The organism is Pelosinus sp. sgz500959 (assembly GCF_042610375.1).
Lineage (GTDB): Bacteria > Bacillota > Negativicutes > DSM-13327 > DSM-13327 > CTSoil-075.
In genome coordinates this window covers 129,613-152,797 of sequence record NZ_JBGJZL010000007.1, presented here as the reverse complement: position 1 = coordinate 152,797, position 23,185 = coordinate 129,613, and the positions used below count along the sequence as shown (strand labels likewise).

At 37.0% G+C, this 23,185-nt stretch carries 12 protein-coding genes and 4 tRNA genes; 2 read left to right on the top strand and 14 right to left on the bottom strand.

Going from position 1 to position 23,185, the window contains the following annotated elements:
- Positions 1–2 precede the first annotated feature (2 nt).
- Entirely contained in the window at positions 3–581 is a 579-nt protein-coding gene (locus ACAN52_RS12775) for a TetR/AcrR family transcriptional regulator (RefSeq protein ID WP_378955260.1), read from the bottom strand.
- A 167-nt stretch (positions 582–748) separates the two neighbouring features.
- Positions 749–4,915: an AAA domain-containing protein gene (locus ACAN52_RS12770; RefSeq protein ID WP_378955259.1), complete on the bottom strand. Its 4,167-nt coding sequence runs from the start codon at positions 4,913–4,915 to the stop codon at positions 749–751.
- A gap of 234 nt (positions 4,916–5,149) precedes the next feature.
- Here ACAN52_RS12770 and ACAN52_RS12765 point away from each other — a divergent pair, with 234 nt between their 5' ends.
- Positions 5,150–6,157, top strand: coding sequence for a methyl-accepting chemotaxis protein (locus ACAN52_RS12765; RefSeq protein WP_378955258.1), 1,008 nt, complete (start codon positions 5,150–5,152; stop codon positions 6,155–6,157).
- A 65-nt stretch (positions 6,158–6,222) separates the two neighbouring features.
- Here ACAN52_RS12765 and ACAN52_RS12760 read toward each other — a convergent pair whose 3' ends face one another.
- The 5 genes from ACAN52_RS12760 to ACAN52_RS12740 all read right to left on the bottom strand — a co-directional run bounded on the left by ACAN52_RS12760 (position 6,223) and on the right by ACAN52_RS12740 (position 8,089).
- Positions 6,223–7,566, bottom strand: coding sequence for an MATE family efflux transporter (locus ACAN52_RS12760; protein WP_378955257.1), 1,344 nt, complete (start codon positions 7,564–7,566; stop codon positions 6,223–6,225).
- A 172-nt stretch (positions 7,567–7,738) separates the two neighbouring features.
- Positions 7,739–7,827, bottom strand: a tRNA-Leu gene (locus ACAN52_RS12755).
- Positions 7,828–7,837: 10 nt separating this feature from the next.
- Positions 7,838–7,912: transfer RNA gene (locus tag ACAN52_RS12750), tRNA-Cys, on the bottom strand.
- A 6-nt stretch (positions 7,913–7,918) separates the two neighbouring features.
- Positions 7,919–7,993 (bottom strand) — tRNA-Gly (locus tag ACAN52_RS12745).
- 19 nt (positions 7,994–8,012) lie between these two features.
- Positions 8,013–8,089: transfer RNA gene (locus tag ACAN52_RS12740), tRNA-Pro, on the bottom strand.
- A 235-nt stretch (positions 8,090–8,324) separates the two neighbouring features.
- On the opposite strand from ACAN52_RS12740, the gene ACAN52_RS12735 reads away from it, so the two are divergent.
- Positions 8,325–8,531, top strand: coding sequence for a hypothetical protein (locus ACAN52_RS12735; RefSeq protein WP_378955256.1), 207 nt, complete (start codon positions 8,325–8,327; stop codon positions 8,529–8,531).
- Positions 8,532–8,615: 84 nt separating this feature from the next.
- On the opposite strand, the gene ACAN52_RS12730 is transcribed toward ACAN52_RS12735, so the two are convergent.
- The 7 genes from ACAN52_RS12730 to ACAN52_RS12700 all read right to left on the bottom strand — a co-directional run bounded on the left by ACAN52_RS12730 (position 8,616) and on the right by ACAN52_RS12700 (position 23,105).
- Positions 8,616–10,571 (bottom strand): response regulator, encoded by a 1,956-nt coding sequence (locus ACAN52_RS12730; RefSeq protein ID WP_378955255.1) that lies wholly within the window; start codon positions 10,569–10,571, stop codon positions 8,616–8,618.
- Positions 10,572–10,704: 133 nt separating this feature from the next.
- On the bottom strand, positions 10,705–11,937 hold the full coding sequence (gene glgC, locus ACAN52_RS12725; protein ID WP_378955253.1) for a glucose-1-phosphate adenylyltransferase: 1,233 nt from the start codon (positions 11,935–11,937) through the stop codon (positions 10,705–10,707).
- A 440-nt stretch (positions 11,938–12,377) separates the two neighbouring features.
- Positions 12,378–15,074 (bottom strand): 7TM diverse intracellular signaling domain-containing protein, encoded by a 2,697-nt coding sequence (locus tag ACAN52_RS12720; RefSeq protein WP_378955252.1) that lies wholly within the window; start codon positions 15,072–15,074, stop codon positions 12,378–12,380.
- Positions 15,075–15,140: 66 nt separating this feature from the next.
- Entirely contained in the window at positions 15,141–16,166 is a 1,026-nt protein-coding gene (locus ACAN52_RS12715; protein ID WP_378955251.1) for a hypothetical protein, read from the bottom strand.
- 245 nt (positions 16,167–16,411) lie between these two features.
- Positions 16,412–19,183, bottom strand: coding sequence for an MASE3 domain-containing protein (locus tag ACAN52_RS12710; RefSeq protein WP_378955250.1), 2,772 nt, complete (start codon positions 19,181–19,183; stop codon positions 16,412–16,414).
- A 100-nt stretch (positions 19,184–19,283) separates the two neighbouring features.
- Complete coding sequence (locus tag ACAN52_RS12705; RefSeq protein WP_378955249.1) at positions 19,284–20,957, bottom strand: methyl-accepting chemotaxis protein; 1,674 nt, start codon at positions 20,955–20,957, stop codon at positions 19,284–19,286.
- A 159-nt stretch (positions 20,958–21,116) separates the two neighbouring features.
- Positions 21,117–23,105: a fructose-1,6-bisphosphatase gene (locus tag ACAN52_RS12700; protein WP_378955248.1), complete on the bottom strand. Its 1,989-nt coding sequence runs from the start codon at positions 23,103–23,105 to the stop codon at positions 21,117–21,119.
- Positions 23,106–23,185: the final 80 nt, after the last annotated feature.

The window sequence follows — 23,185 nt, the reverse complement described above, 5'->3', positions numbered from 1 at the left end:
AACTAGCAGTCCAAAATCATTTCCACAGCTTTTATAATTCTATCTTTCAAATTAAAAATACACCCACCCATTTGCCAGATAAATGTAGTCGACCAGATGACGCCAAAGAGTGTATCAGCTAAAGCTTGCTTATCTATACCTGTGGAAAATTCCTGATTTTCAGATCCATTTGTAACAAGGTCAAATATTACTTTTAACCTTTCATTTACAATATGATTCATTTTTTCTAGCAAATCAACATCATATCTAAACATATCAAAAGAAAACATGGCTGTGGTTATTTGAGGGTAGTTTTGATAATACTCTCCATAGACTCTAGAAAAGTACAATATCCCCTCTTTCCCTACCATTTTGTTATCTATGATTGTATTTTTAATTAACTCATCAAAACTAGCACATCTCTCTAAAATGGCCATCAAGATATCTTTTTTACTATCAAATTGCTTGTAGATAGCAGGTTCCGTTATATTCTGACGCCTAGCAATTTCTTTGGTCGTCAGACCATTAATTCCAGCCTCGTTAAACAAATCGATGGCTGTAATAATGATTTTTTCCTTTCTCTTTAAAATATCGTTATGCATAAGCACCTCCTGGTATGGTTAGTCCTAACTTACCCTTAATATACAAAACACTACATATTTTGTCAATTATTTTTTTAAATTTTCTTTTTTTTCAGTCAATGTTTATTGTATTCTTTTTGAAGAAAGCTAAAAGCCCTGTACTATTTTGCACAGGACTTTCATCTTTCTTATTGTTTTGTTTGCGGTTCAATGCCCATTGCAGCAAGAGTAGCCCATAGAGGCTCTAATGCTTTTTCTCGTTCACGATAGAAATAACTTCCTCTGATTCGCCAAAACTTCCAACCCACTCGTTCCAGCACTCTCTGTCGATCTAATTCTTCTTCCCACCGTTCAAGACCATGCCAAGCATCACCATCACACTCCACTGCTAGTCGCGTATTGGTCCCCTCTACCACAATCCCAATGCGATAAGGATGAGTACCGACCTTAAATTCCGGAATTGCTTGATATCCTCGCTCAATAATCATCTGATATACATCTTGATGAAATTGGCTAGAGCCATATTTCTCGAAACTTTCTATGGCCGTTCTTAACTTCCATTGATTTTTTTGCGGTTTCTGACAATATTTCAGTAAGCGATATCTCATACAAGTAGGATGTAAGTCGTCTACATCCACAGAGTGGAAAAGCCATAGTTGTTCCCGCGCCCTACTGGCAGCAACATTAAACCGTTGTTCATCTGTACTTTTATTCAATACCCCACTGCGTACATTCGGCGCAGCGACCATAGAAATAAAAATGACATCTCGTTCATCGCCTTGAAAAGAATAGGCATCACCACAAATTATTTTGCGATCAAACATTTCACTCTCTCCAAGTTTTTCGCGAAGTTGCTGTTCAATGATGTAGGCTTGATCTTTTCCTTGTAAGGAAATAACCCCCATGGTTTTATTCCCATATTCATCTTTACTGCAAAGTTCAATAATTTTTGTTACTAATGCAAGAGCTTCTGGTTGATTGACTGCAACAGACCCTTCATCTCGATACCCATCCACACGCACAGTAGCAATCGGTGGCATTAAACGGTCAGAAGTCGGAACTCGCAGTGGCTCAATGATTCCTCCGTAGAATTCTTCATTACTAAATTGAATAATTTCCGGAACTGAGCGGAAATGTTCTTTGAGCATAATTTGCTGCCCAGGGAATATCCGCAGTGCCGTATCATATAAACTATCTTGTAAGGTAAATCGTTCCCGTTGAGGAACATCTAAAAGATAGCGATCGATTAACTCGTTGACTTCACCTTGATCTTTCCCTACAGCTTCTGGGCTAATCTGCCGATCATCCCCTACCACAATCGCACGTTTTCCTCTAAACAAGGCACTGAGGGCAAATAGATCACTTTGACTACTCTCATCCACAATAACAACATCAAAAGCTTCTTCTGAGGGTTTAAAATTTTCAATCACGCGGTTAAGAGGCATGATCCAGACTGGTACAGCTCCACGGCAAACTGCCATTTCTTTTTTCGCATCAGCTTGATGCTTGGCAGCATACTTTCCTGTTCCCTTACCAATCTTCCGAATTGTTTGTGCCCAAGAACGCAGGCTTCTTCTTTGTACTTCTGTTGTTCGTTGATTTTGCTCTAGCCAAGTCGATTTCGAGACAATTGTTTGTATTAATCTTGCTTCTTGATTTCGCGCCTTATTTAATCCTTCATACAATTGTTCTAAGCGCACTTTTATAAAATGTTTTCGAAGCCAAACATCTGCTCTTTTCCACTCCCAAGCTCCTCGCCAGGTCGTTGGTGGCTGGCTATGGGTTGGCGCCAACACTGCACTTTCAATTTGCGCCACAAAACGAGGTGCATATTCATTCAATGCATTTCTAAACTCTAACATTTCATATACTTTATGTTCCAAAGCCTGAAGTTTGCGTAATTCTAATAAAATTTCCTGCCACATGTCGCCGTCACCTAAGCGATAAGCATCATAGAGCTTCCCCCATGAAGAATGTGGGTTTTCTAATCCTAGCCCATTTTTAAGTACAATGGAGAACTTTTCAAACTCTTGATGCAGCACATTATATTCTACTAATTGAGCACGGGAAATTATCCCTTGCGCAAAACTTTGAAGCCAAGATAATTTTGTCCATTCTTTGCCCCCACAAGGGTGACTATCTTCAGCGACTTGGACTAGCAATGTTAAATGTTCTGCCTTCCAATTGAAAGCACTGTGAATGAATTCAATATTTTTTTCGATCGTCTGAGTCATACTAGGATCAGTTGCTTCTAATAATGGTCCATTTACAATCGAAATACTATGATTCCATTTTAACACAAGGCGTGTCTGCGCTTCGATCATGGTAATATAATGCAGTAATAAACTTAAGTCATCTGCTGTACGAAGGGTAGAACCATTCATCATTACTTCTTCTAATAGATAGAGAGTCTTCTTACCATTAAACATTTTAAACATAAAACTAGGCTTTTGATTTCCCAGTAATTCAGCTCTAAGAAGTTCGGCATCAACCCTCACTTGGCGCAAATCAAAATGGGTAGGAAGTTTAAAAGAAACTTCCGCCAACCGATGTTCAAGATCACGAATGCCACGAATTTTGGCTTTACAATCAATAATGAGCCTCTGCCAATAGTGAGTCCGATTTTCACCATATACAATATCATCTAATAATCGAATGAGCCACTCATTTGAAAATAAGGTTAAAGCTTCTACAGCATTCTCAATAATCTGAAGAGCTTCTGGAGCTTTACTATTTGCTTTGTTTGAAAAAGCCCAGCCTTTAATGTTTTCCTTGTGAATGGATAATTCATTCTCTAGCTCACTCAGTCGATTTTTTAAACTAAGGATCTCTTCTACACTTGGAAGATTTTCTAATTCCGGACGTTTCTGCATCACTTGATTGATATCTTCTTTGTTAAGTTCTTGTAATAATTTATATAATTTAATCATCTCACCATCAGATAATGGCAATTCCATGGATTCATCTAATTCATCAGGAAACCATCCATACTCTAGCTGATTTGTCGCCAACCATTCTGCTAATTCTAAAGGAGATAAATCTTGCTCTGCGAAATGAACCTTAAGATTTTCCGCTTGGCTTGCGCGGCCTAATTCAGATTTAAACTTAGCAATTTTTTCTTTGCATTCACTCAAATCCTGACGCAACCTGGCAATTTCAATGGCAATGGTGTCAACATTCACTTGATCTAAGCCCTCTGATATTTTTGTCACTGACAATTCAAGCTCTTGTACTGATCGAGCATCTCCCCCCATTACACTGACACAAAGAGGTGCAATATCAGGTAGCTTCGTTCGAATCATTTCACCCAAAACCCGCAAAGCTCGCTCAGTTTGGCTCGTAATCAGCACTCGCTTACCGTGAGCCAAAAGATGAGCAATGAGATTGACAATAGTATGGCTTTTACCTGTTCCCGGCGGGCCTTGCACAACCACGCCAATATTTTTACTTAATTTACATAAGATATCTTTTTGTTCTTCATTGGCAGGAAGAGGAAATAAAATATCATCACTGATCCCTTGCCACTCTAACCGTTCCTGTTCCTGCCGCGGCCCCCAATGACTGGATAAATCCATAGAGACCAAAGCCTCTATAGACTCAGGAACATAATGTTCATTGCGTATCGCTTCAATCACGGCCTGCAGTTCAGTATGCCATTGTCGTCCAGACATACTACGTACAAAGATGATTGGGGCATTATAAATAGTAGGATAAGGCATTGCTGATACATCACGACCTGACATAAGTTCATCAATGACTTTGCCTTCTGGTGATAAACTTTCGATTAATTCTTTTAAAAAAGGCTTTATACTCACTTCATCCCACGGGTTTATTCCTGCATCTTGAATAAAACGTTCCATTCCTAGGATATGTGCTGGATCAGGTAATTCATTATTATTTAACATATCAAGTTCGAAGGTCGTTCCACTACTTGTAGGACTTAGAGTAAAAAGGCCTTTTTTAGAATCAAATAACAGTTCAAGCCTTGTCGTAAATACAGGGCGGCAAACCTGCGTTCCATTTAAATTCCAGACTAATAGCCCATGGCCCCAAACGAGTTCAATACTGTCTCCTTCGCGCTGCAAGCGTTGATAAAGAGCAAATAAATCCCCATATAATCCTTGAATCGGCATTGAAGAAAGTTCTTCTGTTATAGGTGAAGAACCTTGCCTATAGACTTCTAGCCATGCTTCTGATGACTTTGTATCTGGGCTGAGCAAACACCCCTCATCAACTGGTAATTCCTTTTGCCACCAGTATACATCCTTATAATCTTCAAATTCCCTGACAATAGGAACGGTTATATTTTTCAACGCTAATAAATATTCAAAAACCTGAATACTACTTCCCGCCATACATCTACCTCACAATCAAAATAAATCTTTACAATACCTATTTTTTATCTTACAGATATTTTACCACAAACAATCGACAGATTGCAGAAATTGCCCCCTATAAGTGGAATAAATTAGTCCTCTTGACAAATACATTGACAACAATCTCAACCTATTACTATAATATTTAAGGAATCTATGGTAACGAAGTCGATGCATTCTCACATAGGCTTCTACCTAACTAAGGTGGTAAAAATGTCGAATAACAATACAACTATTATTGATGCTTCTATTTTACTCAGCGAACTCAAAGCTGCCAATCACGAGATGCGCCAAGTCGTTACTGCCATTCAAGAAATTGCCAAACAAACAAATCTCCTCTCGCTAAACTCAGCAATTGAGGCGGCGAGAGCTGGTGAAGCCGGTCGAGGTTTCAGTGTTGTCGCTGATGAAATCAAAAAACTGGCAACACGTAGTTTTGACTCTACAAAAGAAAGTGCAAAAATTATTGAGAACATTCAAAATAAAGCAAATGAAGTCATGGCTGCCCGCACAGCGGATATGGCCTATGACACCATCGACAAAGTGGATCGTAATCTGTTTGAACGCAATTGTGATGCCCAGGCCTGGGCCAGTTTTGATAAGGTAAAAAACTGTTTTACTTCTACAAATCCAGGCAACATTCAAGAAGCCAATGAACTGCTCAGAACCCTTGTCGCTATATACGAAGTGTATTTTGATCTTTATGTCCTTGATACGGAAGGAACAATCGTAGCAGCTGGGGTACATCAAGAACTGATTGGTAAAAATTTAGCTGACCGCGACTGGTTTAAAGAAGTAAAAGCAAACAATACAATTTCCGTTACAGATTTATACTTTTCAGCCATTGAAAATCGTCATACTGTCGCCTATTCTTGTCCAATCCGCAGTGAAAACGGACAAATTCTTGGTTACTTTTCATCCCGCTTTAATTGGGATTTTATCTACGATATTTTAGATTCGGCGCGCATTGGCCAAAATGGAGATATTTTTCTTGTCAATAAAGACGGTTATGTGATTGCCTGTCGCAGTCGCAAAGGCATCTTAGTTGATAACCTAAAAAATCTAGAAGCAGCCAAACGTTGTATGAAAGGCGAAACCTATGGTTATACGTTAGAAGTCGATCAACGTGGCAATGGAAAAATTTATGGTTATGCTCATACGAGAGGCTACAATGCCTACAAAGGGAAAAATTGGTCTGCTATCATTAGTGAAACTCTATAAGTCACTATTCTTTCTAACGTAAAAACCCCGACGAGTGTTAGCATTCACTCAGGCCGGGGTTTTTCTTACTTATTTTTTCGTTGTACAGCAATCAGCCTAACCGATAAGGAAATCGCACCAAAAGCTAATCCCAAAATCAAACCAATCCAATAGCCAACAGCACCAAACTGACCATAGCCAGCCAAAATATATCCTAGAGGCAACCCTACGACCCAGTAAGAAATTAAAGCCATGATAAATGTAACTCTTACATCCTTGTAGCCACGTAATGAACCTTGTATCGGTGCAGCAATGGCATCTGATAACTGAAAAAATATGGCATAAATCAAAAATTGTTGTGTTAACTTCAAAACATCTAAGTCTTCTGTATAGATCCCCGCAACCTGTTCACTAAAAATAGATAATCCAATTGCACATAAGATAGCCATTATCAACGCAACACCAATTCCAACATAACTATACTGCCTAGCATCCTTAAACCGTTTTGCACCGACTTCAAAACCGATGGCAATCGTCAATGACATGGAAATACTCAATGGTATCATGTAGAGCAATGAAGCAAAATTAATAGCGATTTGGTAAGCAGCTACAGTGACTGTATTAAATTGACTCATGAGCAAAGTAACAACTGCAAAAATACTTGTTTCACAAAAAATCGCAAAACCAATGGGTATCCCAATTTTAAGTTGTTCCTTCCATGCAGGCAAAGAAATTGGATACACTCGGCTGAATACATTATAATCACGAAAAGGTTTCATCCGTTGTATTACATAAAAACTAATCAACGCAATACACCAATAAGTAAGAGCTGAAGCATAGCCAGCTCCAACTCCACCTAAGCGAGGAAAACCAAACTTACCAAATATCAATAGATAATTTAGTATAATATTAATGGGCAAGGCAGCCATCGTAATGATCATGGTCACCCTTGTATAACCAAGAGTGTCAATAAAGCAACGAAAAATCGTCGATAAAAACAAAGGGATAACGCCAAAAGAGATCCCCTTTAGAAAATCTCGAGCAACGCGATAGACCTCAGTATTAATGTTCATACCATCTAAAATAGGAGTCACAACAACCGTACCACAGATGATAACGACCGCTGACATAGCAAGAGCTAGGTACACTCCTTGAATGACTGCAAAAGGTACATCAGCTTTACGCTTGGCTCCCAAAAATTGAGCTACTATCGGAACTAATGCGAATAAAATACCGTTTAAACCTGTAAATACAGGCATCCAAATACTCGCCCCAATTCCAACCCCAGCTAAATCATTAGAACTAGCATGACCTGACATCATAGTATCAAAAAAAGTCATCCCAAATAAAGAGCATTGAGTCATTAAAATAGGAATGAGTAAAATCATCAATTGCCGTAATTTTTCTTGCACAGAATATGTCTGATTCATAATACACCTATATTTTCAAAATTAAATCACATAAGATCATCATATACTGCCATCAGCAGCATTTCCAGTTATTGTTGAAGTGAATGATAACATTTTTTGTTGAAAGGTGATCAAACTTTCATGAGCTACAAAATAAAAAAGCTTCGCAATCACTGCGAAGCCTTACATTCAATGGTGCCGAGGACCGGAATCGAACCGGTACGAAGATCACTCTTCGAGGGATTTTAAGTCCCTTGTGTCTGCCAGTTCCACCACCCCGGCATAAATAAATTGGAGGCGACACCCAGATTTGAACTAGGGGATGAAGGTTTTGCAAACCTCTGCCTTACCACTTGGCTATGTCGCCACAAAATGGAGCGGGAAAGGAGATTCGAACTCCCGACCCTCGCCTTGGCAAGGCGATGCTCTACCGCTGAGCTATTCCCGCATCTCTTCAACATAAATTTTGGTCGGAGCGGCAGGATTCGAACCTGCGACCCCCTGGTCCCAAGCCAGGTGCTCTACCAAGCTGAGCCACGCCCCGATTTGTATTACTGCTGACGAGAGTTAATTATATCAGAGCTTTTTATATACGTCAATACTTTTTATGTATTTTTTTTATGATTGATAAAATTTCAAAGATTGATAAGCATATACATTTTTGTATATGATAGATTTACAGAGAATAAAATAATCTTATAAGAGGAATTCTTTCAAAAATGAAGAATAAAGTATCATGATTGAGTTTTTATTGTGGAATTAACTAAGGGGGTTATTAAATGAATATTGTTGAACAAGCCTTTCGCGTTACAGAGCGCATTAGCATTGTAAAAGCAGATTATCCTACTAATTGCCTATTTCAAGTCTTCGTAAATGGACGCCTCCAATATAAAGCTACTTATAGTATCGAAGGTGAGAATATCGACTTCGGTTTTGATTGTTTAGTCCGTGGCGATTTAGTACAGTTATTTTATTTTATTCCATAAAAGATTTTTAGTAATAACATGAGCATTTTCCGATTGGACAAAGGACTGATAGCCTTAACTGGTTATTAGTCCTTTATTATTGAATTATTCTTTGGGTATTCCAAGCCATTTGTTGATCACTATATTCAGTTGCTGAATATCAATTGGTTTAGAGACATAGTCATCCATGCCGATTGCTAAACATTTTTCACGATCATCTTTACTTGCATATGCTGTGACTGCAATAATAGCTGTACGCCGATTCATTTTTACCTCTTTCTCTCGCAATAATGTAGCAGCTGAATAGCCATCCATATATGGCATATTAATGTCCATAATAATTAAATCAAAAATTTCTTGATCAAAAATCTCAATGGCTTCTTTTCCATTTTGAGCAGTCCATATTTCTAAACCTTTTTTTCGCAAAATAATTTCAACGATCTTGCGACTTACGTCATCATCTTCCACAAGTAATACTTTTTTACTTCCTTGATCATCGAATAATGTATTTTCTAACTCATCCTTTTGCTCTAGACTCTTTTTGTCCGTTCTTCCAAATAAGGCTGTAAAATAGAATTGGCTCCCCTCTCCAATTGTACTGTTAACTCCTATTTCTCCACCCATTAATTCAGTTAATTTCTTTGAAATTGCAAGACCAAGTCCAGTACCGCCAAATTGTCGCGCACTCGAATCATCCACTTGACTAAAACTTTTAAATAAACGATCAATTTTATCCTCCGCAATCCCCATTCCCGTATCACGTACTGCAAAGTTTAATTTAATAGTGCTTTCACTCAACTCTTCCAAAGAAATCGTTACATGAACATAACCATGATTGGTAAACTTCACAGCATTACCAATCAAGTTTGATAAAATTTGCCGAAGACGAAAAGAATCACCAAGTACAGTTTCTGGTATGGATTCGCTCACTCTTACATGAATGGCTAATCCTTTTTGTTTAGCAACAATTGAAAATAATGAAATCACTTCGTCAACAACTTCAGTCACTCGAAATGGTATTTTTTCCAAACTCATTTTACCAGCTTCTACCTTGGAATATTCAAGTATATCATTTAGAATTCTAAGCAAGGACTGAGTCGAATATTGTACAATTTCCAGATATTCTCTTTGCTCCTCTGACAAATCCGTCATCAAAGTCAGATCCGTCATTCCTATGATCCCAGTCATGGGTGTCCTAATTTCATGGCTCATATTAGCAAGAAATTGACTTTTAGCAGCATTGGCTCGTTCAGCTTCTTCCTTTGCTCTGTGTAGTGCTTCCTCATGACGTTTGCGCTCAGTAACGTCCATTGCCATACTAATGACTGCTCGGCGTCCATCAGATAGGATACCAAGCGGCGCAGAGCTGAATGTCCATGTACGAACGGTATCATACGCAGTGTGAACAAGAAACTCCCCCTCTTCGACTCTTTCGGATATAGTATAGAGAGCTTTAATTTTGCTCTCTACTTTTCTCCAATTTTCTCCATATCCTTTTTCAACCCATTTTTTGATCGTTGGAATTTCTTCATGACTATAGCCTGTTATTTCTGTCCATGTCTTACTAATCTGAATAATTTCGCCATCATCAGCATGAATCATAAGAGGAAATGGCGCACTAGCAATCGCACGTCGAAATCGTTCTTCACTCGCCTGAACTTTTTTCTTTCCCTCTTCAATCACACTCACTTGCATAGCAGCTTGCATTGTTTTTACTAATAGCTCTCGTGTTAATAGATTCTTAGGAATATAGTCCGTTGCGCCTTCTTTCATCATTTCAGTGGCGATCATATCGCCACCATATCCAGTCAACATGATGATCGGATTACATATACCTCTCGCTCTAACCTCACGTAATATTTGTATTCCATCCTTATAAGGCAACATATAGTCAATAAAGATACAATCAAAAATTTTAGTCACTAATAATTCAAGGCCAATTTCTCCAGTCTCAGCTTCAACAACTTCAACAGTAAAATTTCCACCTTTAAGAAGTCTCTTCAAATTTTTTCGATCAATCTCATCATCGTCGATAACCAAAATACGAATGATCTCCGGCATAAATACCTCCTTTAAGGTGAATCAGCTTTTTTACTAACATGAGATTTTTCACGTAAAAATACCCATAATCTACTTTTAAAAGTAAGTTATGGGTATTTTCGACCTATTGTATTCATTTACCTGCTAAATTTTACTAATTTGTTACAATAACAATTCCCGAATCAGTAATTGTGTATCCATTCTGTCGATCGGCTTCGTGATCATAACCAATTTCTGCACCATCAGGAATAATAACATTTTCATCGATAATGGCTTTTTTAATCTTTGCTCTTCGGCCAACTTCAACATTTTCAAATAGAATAGAGTCCTCTATAAGGCTATAACTATGAACTTTACTGCGTGGTCCAATAATCGATCTACGTACAATACCCCCGCTATTAATACATCCACCGCATACATACGAATTGATATTTTTTCCGCATCGACCACCTTCCTCAAAGACAGTTTTAGCAGGGGGAGAATTGCTCTGATTCGTAAGAATTGGCCATTTATAATTATAAAGATTTAATTGGGGATCGACTCTGATGAGATCCATATTGGCCTCATAATAAGAATCAAGAGTTCCAACATCCTTCCAATAACCTTTTTCTTCTGCGTTCATACCTGGTATGGAATTATCCATAAAATTATATGCAAAAACCCGATCACCGTTATTAAGCATCATGGGAATGACATGTTTACCAAAATCAAGATCTTCATGCAGCTTTTTACCTTCTTTTAATACTTCAATTAATTTCTTTACAGAAAAAATATAATTACCCATTGATGCAAAACAAGTTTTCCGACCAGGAATTGGAGTTGGTTCTTTTGGTTTTTCTATAAATTCAGTCACTCTGCACTCTTTATCGACAGAAATAATTCCAAACTCTTTTGCCTCTCTTGCTGATACCTCAATCGCAGCAATTGTAATATCTGCCTTTGTTAAAATATGATAACTGATCATCTGGCTGATATCCATTTTATAAATATGATCTCCACCGAAAATGGCTACATACTCAGCATCTGAATTTTCAATAAATCGTAAAAATTGAAATATAGCGTCAGCGGTGCCTTTAAACCACGCTTCACTGCCGCTACTTGTTTCTGGTGAAATCGTATCATAAAACTCGCCGAGTCCCGTCCATTTAGACCAACATTCTTTAATATGTTTGTTTAAAGAATAAGCTCGATATTGAGTTAGGATATAAACTCTCTTAAGACCTGAATTAAATAAATTGCTTAATACGAAATCGATAATTTTATATTTTCCGCCGAAAGGAACGTAAGGTTTCGGTCTGTTTAATGTAACAGGACTGAGTCGCTCTCCTTTGCCCCCTGCCAAAACCATTGCTATCGTGTTTCTTGTAACATTACCCATCGTATACATCTAAAATTCCTCCTCTGGATTTATGTATATACCTAAATCGTCCAACATGATTAAGCACAGAACATCTCGATCCTATGGCGATTCAAGTCAACATTTTTTACAAGGATAAACATATCGTCTAATTATTGCAATTATTTCGCTTAATAGAGCTTTGTCCTAACCCTCATCTCCTCCCTTATGTAGAGCTATTTTTTCAATATTCTACACCAATTCCTTCTATACCTTCTTGTTTTGTTATTTTTTAGGATGCAATCACATAATTTTCTGAATTAATTAAGAGGTCAATAGATTTTTTTGCAATCTCTTATGTTCATTATGCTTATCATTACAGTTTATAATGAACATAAGATAAATTTTTCCTACTGTTTAAAAAACTCTATATTATTTGTTTTACAAGAAAAAGAAACTCATTTGCCCTATTTAGGCTGATGAGTTTCTTCTTACGCTAGATGACGAGCACTTTTTTTAAATTTGATAGTAAATGTTGTACCTTTTAAATGACTAGAAACTTCAATGCTCGCCTTATGCCTTGTTGCAATACCATAACAAACTGCCAGCCCTAGGCCTGTTCCCTTATCTTTTGTCGTTAAAAATGGCGTACCTAGCCTGCCAATCACTTCTTTTGGAATGCCCACTCCTTCATCACAAACGGATAAGATGACATTTTCTCCTTGAAGAAAAGTAGCGATCCTCATGGTGTGACCATCATCGACCATGGCCTCTAAACCATTGCGACATAAATTTAAAATTAATTGACGAATTTCACCACCATCAAGTACTAAGTCTGGTATATTCCCTAAATCAAACTCTATATCCTTACCGGCTTTAAAAGCATCAGCTTCTAAGAGAGGTTTTAGAGAACTACAAATCTCATTCATAGACTGTAATCTAAAGTTAGGTTCCCGCCCCCTAGCTACTGATAAATATTCATTCAAAATTTCATTGGCTCGATCTAGTTCACTCAACATTAATTCATAGTATTCTCCATATTTAACATTAGACTCTTTTTTAGCAAGCAATTGAAGAAAGCCCCTCACTGTCGTCATTGGATTTCGAACTTCATGGCTAATACTTGCCGCCATCTGTCCAATCAGGCTGAGTCGATCCAACCGTGCCATCTCTTTTTCAATATTCTTTTGCTCTGTAATATCTTTATTAAATTCCAGCACTCCACTCGGTTTGCCATCTACCCCTCGTTTAAGTAACCGACAACTCCGCACCACCACAGTCGTACCATCGCGTCTCCTTTGAATGATCTCCCCCATCCAACGTCCATTAGCCATTAATTCATCATTGATTTCCTGCAGAGGTTGGGGAAACTGAGTCTCTAGTAATACAGAAGCTTTTTTCCCTAAAGCTTCATCCTTCGTCCACTGGTATCCAAGTTCCGCACCATGATTCCAAAAAACAATGATTCCATCCAAATTCCATTCAAAGGTATAATCTGGATCAAGATCAAGTAATCTGATTTGCTCTTTAAGCTTTTCAGTATAGTCTCTAATTTGATCTTCAGCCTGCTTACGTTCTTGAATATTACGAACAAAAACAGATAGTCCATCCTGTAAAGGATAGGCACTAACCTCTAACCATAAGCCTAAACGATCCAAGAAAATTTCAAAATGGGCTGGTATTTTTTTCATAATTACTTTTCGATACTGTCCATAGGCTAAGGATTGATCAGATCCAGGAAATTCATCCCATATCACTTTGCCTAACAATTGCTCTTGAGATTTTTGCAATAAGAATTCCGCTTCCCGATTGACATAAGTAAATCGAGCTTGGTTATCAAGAGCAAAAAATCCATCCATAATACTTTCAAGAATATGAATGACTTTATCATTGCTCTGCTGTAACTCCATTGATACTTTTTCCAGTTTTGCATAGGCTCTTGAAGATTTAGTCGATAACGCTAAGGCTTGAAAAAAGATAAATATAAATAATCCTACCGGCACCATCTCACAAGTTCGCAATAATCCTTGAGCAAAAAACATATCATTAATAACAGTCCCTAAAAAAATAAATACACCAAAAATAAAACGGCCTGCACCTTCTTGCTTACTCCTTACAGCTCGAATCAACATCATACCAATGTATATACACGCTAATAATGTAATCACATCATACCATATTAAAGTTTTAGCAAAGTTTTTTACTGGCATAAAAATAACTACGCCGCTAAAAACTAAACTCATACTCTTAATACTATTGCTAATTTTAGGCGAAGTATTCGATGCATATAAATGATAAATAAACTTTACAAAAACAGGAACGGATAAATAATAAGATAGATATTCTATTTTAATTAATAATTGCCAATCTAAGCTAGGAACGATGGACATGAGTAATATTTCACCAGTTACTATAGTTCGAATGGCAATGAGCAAACAAAACAATCCAAAATAGAGTGCAGCTTTATCTTTTGTACGCAATAAATAAAGTCCAAAATGATAGATGGACATAATAAAAAAAATACCTAATATAAACATTTCAAAACCCATTTGTTTCTCTCGCCACTTATGCCCACTCTGATCCAGACCTAATAAAAGACTCGATTTAATACCACCTTTTTGATGAGCAAAATTAGATACTTGAATAACCAATTCAATATTTTGCTGATCAGTATAGAAACTCACAATTTGAGGGAAATATCGTGGTTTACTAGTAGCTGCCTCCTGACCTACGCTCCCCACTACGCTTAATAATTTTCCATTAATATATAATTTATAGGCTGTAGCCACATCAGGTATCTGTATGCTTAAATACTTGCCTGCTTCTTGAAGTTTCACATTCAATCGATAAGTAGCACAACCATCACCAGTTGAACTATCTCCAGGTTTATAATTATTCCATTTATTCGGCACTGAAAAATAAGTATCCGTTCTTAACTTTTTATTTCCTAGAAAATCAGAGGGCTCTAGAAGTTCTCCCCAATAAAATTCCCATTCACCATCGAGTTTGATTGTACCTTTATCGACTAAATCCCACTGCGTGAGATCCATTACCCCATGGACAGCTTGAGGTGCTTTCTCTACATCATCAATTTGACATACATAAATCAATAACCCCATGGCCGCCATTACGACACCGATCATTTGCAGACCAATTTTTTTCTTTCTTATATACTCCCATATTGCCATGATATCGTCTCCTCAACGTTTAACCCAAACATCCTTGACTCACTATAATGATCTTCATAGCAGACATTAGAAATTAGTCAAGAGCGCTACACGAAACTGGTTAGCTCCGCTATTAACATTACCTTGCTCATAATAATCACTGATTTCTAATAGGGTTTTGCGGTTCATCTGATGACGATAATATAAAGCATACCCGATCCAGGAAGTATTGGCATTGGAGATATTACGAGCAAAATCTGGTGCTCCCCAATTACGGAATAACCCTGAATTCTTACCTTGATTAAAGTAATTGATACTGTAACTATTCTTTTTATCAATCATATGAGCGACTCCAAGACCAAAACCACCATTGTACTGCTGGGCATTTGAATAGCCAAATTCAGTATACCCTATAGTTTTATGATCAAGATAGTAACTCCCTAATAAGGAATAGGTCTTGATCACACCTGGATAAGCTGATAAATAAACTCCTGCCATTGCGGATGAATAATGATCAATGGTTGCAATTTGGCGATAAGTAGCACCAATGCTAAGCCTCTGATTTACTTTATGATCTACCTGCAGAGCATAGAGATTAGCTTTTACTTTTGGCAAAGGCTGAAATAATCCTTCCCCCAACCGACCACCTACTAACTTAAAAGAATTCTCCCCCTCTTTCCAGATGGCTGTTACACCCGTTAATTGATTATTTTCCCCGACAGCATCAATGAGGGTAGTCAACACCAATCCTTCTTGTCCAATCACTACATCCTGGCGACCGATTTTCACGATACCATTTTTATATTTCCAATTCATTCCCCAGCGATCAAACACCCCAGCAGTATCATATAATCCATTATTATGAACCTTATCACCTGCCTGCTCAACTGCTAGACGGCCATATAAACTTACTTGATCATGTATTGGAAAATCAGCATTTAACCGAACCCGCGTAATGGTTACTGTCCCCTTCATTAGAGAGTTAGCATCACCAGTACGACTTTGGATGCGAATACGAATATCACCGTCAACTTCAGGTGTTGCTGCCAATACACCAAAAGAGATACATACTATCCCAATCGTAATTCCGAAAATTAACTTTGTTTTTAACATACTTCTTTCAATCCTCTACATAAAATTACAAACTTCTACAAATATTTTTTATTACTATTTCTTATTCTACTGGAAATTCTTGCTTATATCAATTTAAAATCCCTCCACTTCATATATAATTAATGGTATAAATTAAAAAATCTCTACCATTTTTACATGGTAGAGACTTTTTTATGGGATTATAAACCACAAGATAAATCACAGTTTTCTCTTTAGACAAAGTTTGACTGAAAATAAAACGACTTTCAAGTATCTTTATCTTGAACTTCATAATTCTCAGTAGATCCCATTTTTATATGTTTATCAAGGACTTCTATGACTTGATTAAAATCAATCGGCTTACTAATATAATCATCCATCCCAGACTGCAAACATTTCTCTCGATCACCTTGCAATGCATACGCAGTCATTGCAATAATTGGCGTCCGAGTTTTTAGAGTTCTTTCTTTTAACCGAATCATAGCTGTTGCTGCGTAGCCATCTAAATCAGGCATATTGATATCCATGATGATGATGTCAAATTGCTCCTTCTCAAAAGCAGAAACAGCTTTTTTACCATTTACGGCTGTAAGTACGGTAAAACCTTTTCTTTCCAGCATAATGGTTACCATATCTCGACTCACTGTATCATCTTCAACAAGTAATACTTTTTTCATAACTGTGTTTTTAGACTGAAGTGATTGTTTATAAATAACATCCTTGCTTATGATACAATCATCCTTTTTTACTGGAATCCCAAATACAACTTCAAAGAAAAAATGACTTCCTACATTTTCTTCACTTTCTACACCAATCAGACCCCCCATCATTTCAATCAATTTTTTCGAAATTGCAAGTCCAAGCCCAGTCCCACCAAATTGTCTCGTATTGGAGTCATCAACCTGACTAAAACGTTTAAATAACTTATCGCGTTTGTCTTCAGGAATACCAATACCTGTGTCGCTAACCGCAAACCTAATTTTCACATTATGACTGTCTTGTTCTTCTCGATCAACATGAATGATAATTTCCCCTTCGGATGTAAACTTAATACCATTGCCAACTAAATTTGAAAGCACTTGTCGTAATCGAACTGAATCACCAATGATATATCGAGGTATCATCTCATTAAAGTTTAATCGAATAGAAAGACCCTTCTCTTTTGCACCGATAGCAAATAAATCAATCACTTCATGAATTGTATTTCGCAAATCAAAGGGTACTTGCTCTATATCAATTTGCCCCGCTTCAATTTTTGAATAGTCTAGTATATCATTGACTACGCGCAAAAGAGAGTTTGTTGATGACTTAATAATTGACAAATATTCTCTTTGTTCTTCGCTAAGTTCTGTCATCAGTGCTAAATCTGTCATACCCATAATTCCATTCATAGGCGTTCGAATCTCATGAGACATGTTAGCAAGAAATTGACTTTTAGCAGCATTTGCTGTTTCAGCCTTTTTTAGAGCAATCAAAATTTCTTCTTCAGCTTTTTTGCGATCGGTAATATCACGGATGATACTAAGAAAAACTTTTCGATCACCTAGAAAAGTCCCTTTGGAACTAATTTCAACAGGAATCGCAGTGCCATTTTGCCGATAATGTATCGTTTCAAAAGTAATTCCTTCATGATCTGCAATTTGCATCTGCTCAATTACACATGCATTTTTTTCACTGCACCTTAAATCAAAAATGGACATGGATAAGAGACTTTCAACTGTATATCCATACATTTTTATCGCAGCGTCATTCGCTTCAAGAATCCTTCCATCTTTGTCAACAAACAGCATGGCATCATTGGTTTTTTCAGCTAATATTTTATATTTTTCTAACCTTTCATGCACGCGTCGACTCTCAGTAATATCTTTAATAATACAATTCATTTTTATCGGATGAAAACTTTCACTATAAGAAAGTTCTCCCCGTTCATGGACAACCTTACTCGATCCATTAGGCAGCAACAAACGATGAATATTTTCATAGATCTTTCTACTTTTTATCGCTGCTGCAAATATATCGTTACGTTGCTCCCGATCTTCAGGATGAACCATTTCTAAAAAAAGCTCATAGGATACTTCTCCTTTACAATAGTCCCATTCTAAAATGCGTACAGTTTGACTTGAACATCTAAAATGATTCGTTACTATATTTAATTCCCAGCTTCCCATATTTCCGATGCGTTGAGCTTCTTTTAGTTGTTCCTGTTTTCTCTTTAATCTTGCATAGAAAAAATGATTAGGACTTTTTACTACTGTAATTAAGATCGCTTTACAAAAAATCATTATAGATATAATTTTAAAATAATGACCTAACAAATTGGAAAATGCATAAATATGATTATAAATAATAAACGTCAGCTCAGCACAGATTTGAAACAAAATAGAAGAGAACAATAGCATGAGTATCTTTCGAGTAAAAGAAAACCTCTGTTTCCACATGACTATGGCACTTGCAATTAATACAATACAAATTACATATTCACTCATGATCGCAAAATTTGTTAGTCCATATCCTTCAATAAAACACTTAGGAAATATTTTCCATTCAAAAATTGAAATTAATGAAACTCCAACAATGAAAGTATACACACTAACTATAGCCAACTGATTGATTTGCTTATTTCTTTTAATCAATAAGGCACCAATTAATAAGGAAAAGCCCTGTAGATAACGTCCTAACATCCATAATTGAGTAGATAGATCTGAATCAAAGCCATAAAAAATCGGCATTCCTTTATACGCAAGCATATGAAGTGTATCTGTTAATCCAATGAAGAAAAATGCAATACCCAAAAAAGAAAGATAATTATTATTATCTAATTGTTTCCACATGTGCAATGTAACGATAAAAATGATCAATGAAGAACTAATACTCATCATTTCAGCAATAGAATGAAAAAGTAAATGATTGTAGGATTGAAATAGATCTAAAATCAAAAAAAGACTGAGGGAGCATCCAATATAAAATAAACTGACTAAATAGTCTTCCCAATCAAATGGGTTGAAAAAAAATCTCCTGATTCTTTCTTCACTTTTCATAGTAATGTACCTCATTTCTGATTAACATAAATTATAAAAACTTTATTTATAAAAAAACTACCAAATTAAAAATTTGATAGTTTTTTATCACTCCAAAAGACTAAATCGTAAACTTTCGAGTAGCAGTTTGTAGTTCCTCTGCCATTTTTGCTAAGGCTTGACTAGCTGAAGCAATTTCCTCCATAGATGCAGATTGTTCTTCTGTTGCAGCAGATACAGTCTGAGTTTGCCCCGCATTCTCTTTGCTAATCGTCTCAACATCATGAACAGAAGCGACAATTTGCTGACTTCCTGATGCCATTTCTTGAATGGCTGCTGAAATGTTCTTAATCTGATCAGAAACTTGATTAATCAGTATCGTTATATGCTCGAAAGCAGATCCGGCTGTATTTACAACCTCTGTCCCAACTTGAACTTCACGTGTCCCATCCCCCATTGCTATGACAGCTTTATCTGTATCTGTCTGAATCTCTGTAATAAGAGTTGCAATTTGTTTAGCAGCCTCTTGAGACTGCTCAGCCAATTTACGTACTTCCTCAGCTACAACAGCAAACCCTCTACCTTCTTCACCAGCGCGCGCCGCTTCAATGGCCGCATTGAGAGCCAGTAAATTCGTTTGACCGGCGATTCCAGAAATGGTATCAACAATCTGCCCTATTTGGTTTGATCGTTCTCCGAGTTTGGAAACCACTTGTGCCGAATTAATGACGGTTTGCTCAATATTGCTCATTTGGTTCATAGCAGCCTGAATGGCTTTGCCTCCTTCACGAGCTGAATCAGCGGTTTGACCCGAAATGCCTGCTACGACATTCGCATTCATTGCGATGTTCTTAATACTTGCTGACATTGTCTCTACAACCCCAGTGGTCATATTAATTGCATATACTTGCTTTTCCGTTCCGTCTGCTACTTCTGTAATGGTAATAGCCACCTGATTGGCTGCTTGGGCTGATTGCTCTGCACTCGCATTCAGTTCTTCAGAAGATGCAGCAACAGATTGCGCCGAAATTGCTACCTGCTTAATCAAAGAACGTAAACTAGCCGATGCAGTATTAAGGTTTTGTAATAAAATTCCCATTTCATCATTGCTCTTAACCTCTAATTGCTGATTGAATTGTCCTTGGGCCATTGCTTGAGCATAATCCACTCCTTGATCAATGGATTTTAAAATAGGCCTAGTAATCAATAGCGAACTGGCCCCTCCAAGGAAAATTCCGATGAATAAAATCGTTAATACAGAAGTCAGCATCGTACCTTCTTGTTCAGTAATTTTTTTCTTATCATCATTAATACTTTGTTCTTGCCGATCTACATATTTATCGATCTCCCCTAGAAAAGCAGCATTATCTGGAGCAGCATAAGTTGACATATATACAGCTGCAGCAAATTGTCCCTGGGTATCATATAATTCGATCATTTTCTTCAAATGGGGGATAAATTTTGTATTGGCATCATTGACAGGTTTCAGAACTTCTTTTATTTTACCTTTTTCATTTAAATAACTAAGATTAGCCTCTACTTCTTGCATTGCTTGATCAAGATCTTTTTTAAACTTGGGATTACCAGTCGCTAAGTATCCTCGTATAGCGGCGGCTTCTCGCGCTGCTCCTAAAGCTAAGTCTTGAGCATGACTTTGTAGTGGTGCGCGATAATTGATCATATTCGAATTAAGTTTTTCAACAATTTGATATTGATAATAAAAGGTTCCAACAATCACAAGCATAATCACTAGCATCAGGCTGAAACCACCATAAATCTTGGTACTAATTTTCATCGCATATACCTCTCTCTTTGCTATTTGGATATTAAAACAATATTTCTAGATCGGTAGAGCGATTCCTGCATTATATTGTCAAAATTCGGACAATATATAAATCCTACAGATATAACAATCTGTAGGATTTTGAAGGCCTTGTAAGAGTGGTGATCCTATTTACTCTTCTTTAATCATTCCCTCACGATAAGCTTGTAATAAGTCTTGTAAGGCATCAATCTGTTGTTGAATCTCACGACCACGATCAGTATCCTTTACTCGCATTCGAATCGGATGGGTCTCAATAATTTCCGTTTCAGAATCAAGATTACTTTCTTCTAATAGAGCATTGCTCATAGATTCAAAAGGATGATGAGATGCTAATAATAGACACTTAGAATTGGAAATCAAAGTATATCCTGCAATCCCAGTTTGCCTTTGATAAGCTCTAGAAAAGCCACCATCAATAACAATTAATTTGCCATTCGCTTTGACTGGTCGTTCACCTTTTTTGACTTTTACAGGTACATGTCCATTGATGATGTGACCGGTCCTTGGATCAAGACCGAATTCTTCTAATACTTTGCATGCTGTTTCTTCTCTATCTTGAAAAACATAGTATGGATTGCGTTTTTCCTTGTGGGTAGCTGGATCAGCAAGAAAATAACGTTCAAAGGTCGCCATTTTTTCTTTACCAAACAGTGGCGATTGAGCAGCGCACCATAAGTACCAAATGGCATCCATACCATATTGTTTTTTTTCTATATTATCCTTAGTAAAATAAGCTTGACGAGCTAAACGATCAACGCGATCCATAAAGGCTTTCCCAGCGTATGCTTGCCCATCTACATTAAAAGATTGAAAAGAACCATCTTCGTTCATGGCAATGCAACCATGATAGAGGAGATTACCATCATGAATCAGATAAATACTACCTTTAGAATAGAGAAAACGAACATGTTGTTGCAGTTTCTCACTATTAATGAAGGATATTCTTAACTTTTCCATCACTACCTGCTCCGCAGGGCTTAACTCATAAGGTTCATTTGGATCAATCGTTGGAAAATGATGATCAATCAAAGGATATTCTATATTGTCGAGTATGATCGTACCTTTTTCATAGTTGATCTTGTCAAGCAATAATCGATCTTCCATCTGATAATGAGGTCGCCTTTTGATCATCTGCCCTTCAAGTTTAAATTGTATAATCGCCATCGCTTTATGCATCTGAGCCATTAACTGAATTTCACGATCGGTAAAATCTTCTTTATTCATCACTTTCGGTGTAAAGCAGTCGCAAGGATCATTTTCATAGGTTTCAAGAGCGAATGAAGCCAAAGGGAGTAGGCTAACGCCATATCCATTTTCTAAGGTTTCCATATTACCATAACGCAAACAAATACGAATAACATTGGCAATACAAGCTTCACTCCCTGTTGCTGCGCCCATCCATAGAATATCATGGTTACCCCATTGTATATCAACTTGGTGATATTCCATCAACGCATCCATAATCAAATGTGAACCATAACCACGGTCATAGATATCGCCAATCACATGAAGTCTTGATATGGCTAAACGTTGGATGAGTTCAGAGAGGGTAATAATAAAAATTTGAGCACTATCCGTTGAAACAATGGTCTCAATCATATTTTGATAATATTCCGACTTATTGGCAATGTTTTCTCGTTCATATAATAATGCTTCAATAATCGGTGCTACATCAGGTGGTAAAAAAGTTTGAACTTTTGTACGCTGATATTTGGAAGTTAGCATACGACAAAGCTTGATCAGGCGCATCAACGTTAAACGACACCATTCACCTTGGTCAGGTACAGTTTGCAGCATCAAAGATACTTTTTGTTCAGGATAGTAAATAAGAGTCGCTAAGTTGCGTTGCTCTTGCTTTGTGAGCGTACTCCCAAATAATTCTTTAATTTTAAGCCAAATTGATCCTGCACCATTTTTTACAACATGTTGAAAAGCTTCATATTCACCATGCAAATCAGAGAGAAAATGTTCGGTTCCCTTTGGCAACTCAAGTTGTGCCGATAAACTAATAATTGCGTTTGATGCTGCCTGAATCGAAGGATATTGTCCTGATAACAGTTTTAAATAGCATCGTTGATTTTTTTTCATACTTCCTTCAACTCCATCATTCAAAATCACTATAGCACCTCATGTCTAACCCTAGAGCCCTTACTCTAGTTTGCGTAATTCTGAGAAATTGATTTATCATTTTTCACCTC

Excerpts from the sequence above, each read along its gene's own strand:
- ACAN52_RS12775 (WP_378955260.1), bottom strand. The coding sequence starts at position 581 with ATGCATAACGATATTTTAAAGAGAAAGGAAAAAATCATTATTACAGCC.
- ACAN52_RS12770 (WP_378955259.1), bottom strand. The coding sequence starts at position 4,915 with ATGGCGGGAAGTAGTATTCAGGTTTTTGAATATTTATTAGCGTTGAAA.
- ACAN52_RS12765 (WP_378955258.1), top strand. The coding sequence starts at position 5,150 with ATGTCGAATAACAATACAACTATTATTGATGCTTCTATTTTACTCAGC.
- ACAN52_RS12760 (WP_378955257.1), bottom strand. The coding sequence starts at position 7,566 with ATGAATCAGACATATTCTGTGCAAGAAAAATTACGGCAATTGATGATT.
- ACAN52_RS12735 (WP_378955256.1), top strand. The coding sequence starts at position 8,325 with ATGAATATTGTTGAACAAGCCTTTCGCGTTACAGAGCGCATTAGCATT.
- ACAN52_RS12730 (WP_378955255.1), bottom strand. The coding sequence starts at position 10,571 with ATGCCGGAGATCATTCGTATTTTGGTTATCGACGATGATGAGATTGAT.
- glgC (WP_378955253.1), bottom strand. The coding sequence starts at position 11,937 with ATGTATACGATGGGTAATGTTACAAGAAACACGATAGCAATGGTTTTG.
- ACAN52_RS12720 (WP_378955252.1), bottom strand. The coding sequence starts at position 15,074 with ATGGCAATATGGGAGTATATAAGAAAGAAAAAAATTGGTCTGCAAATG.
- ACAN52_RS12715 (WP_378955251.1), bottom strand. The coding sequence starts at position 16,166 with ATGTTAAAAACAAAGTTAATTTTCGGAATTACGATTGGGATAGTATGT.
- ACAN52_RS12710 (WP_378955250.1), bottom strand. The coding sequence starts at position 19,183 with ATGAAAAGTGAAGAAAGAATCAGGAGATTTTTTTTCAACCCATTTGAT.
- ACAN52_RS12705 (WP_378955249.1), bottom strand. The coding sequence starts at position 20,957 with ATGAAAATTAGTACCAAGATTTATGGTGGTTTCAGCCTGATGCTAGTG.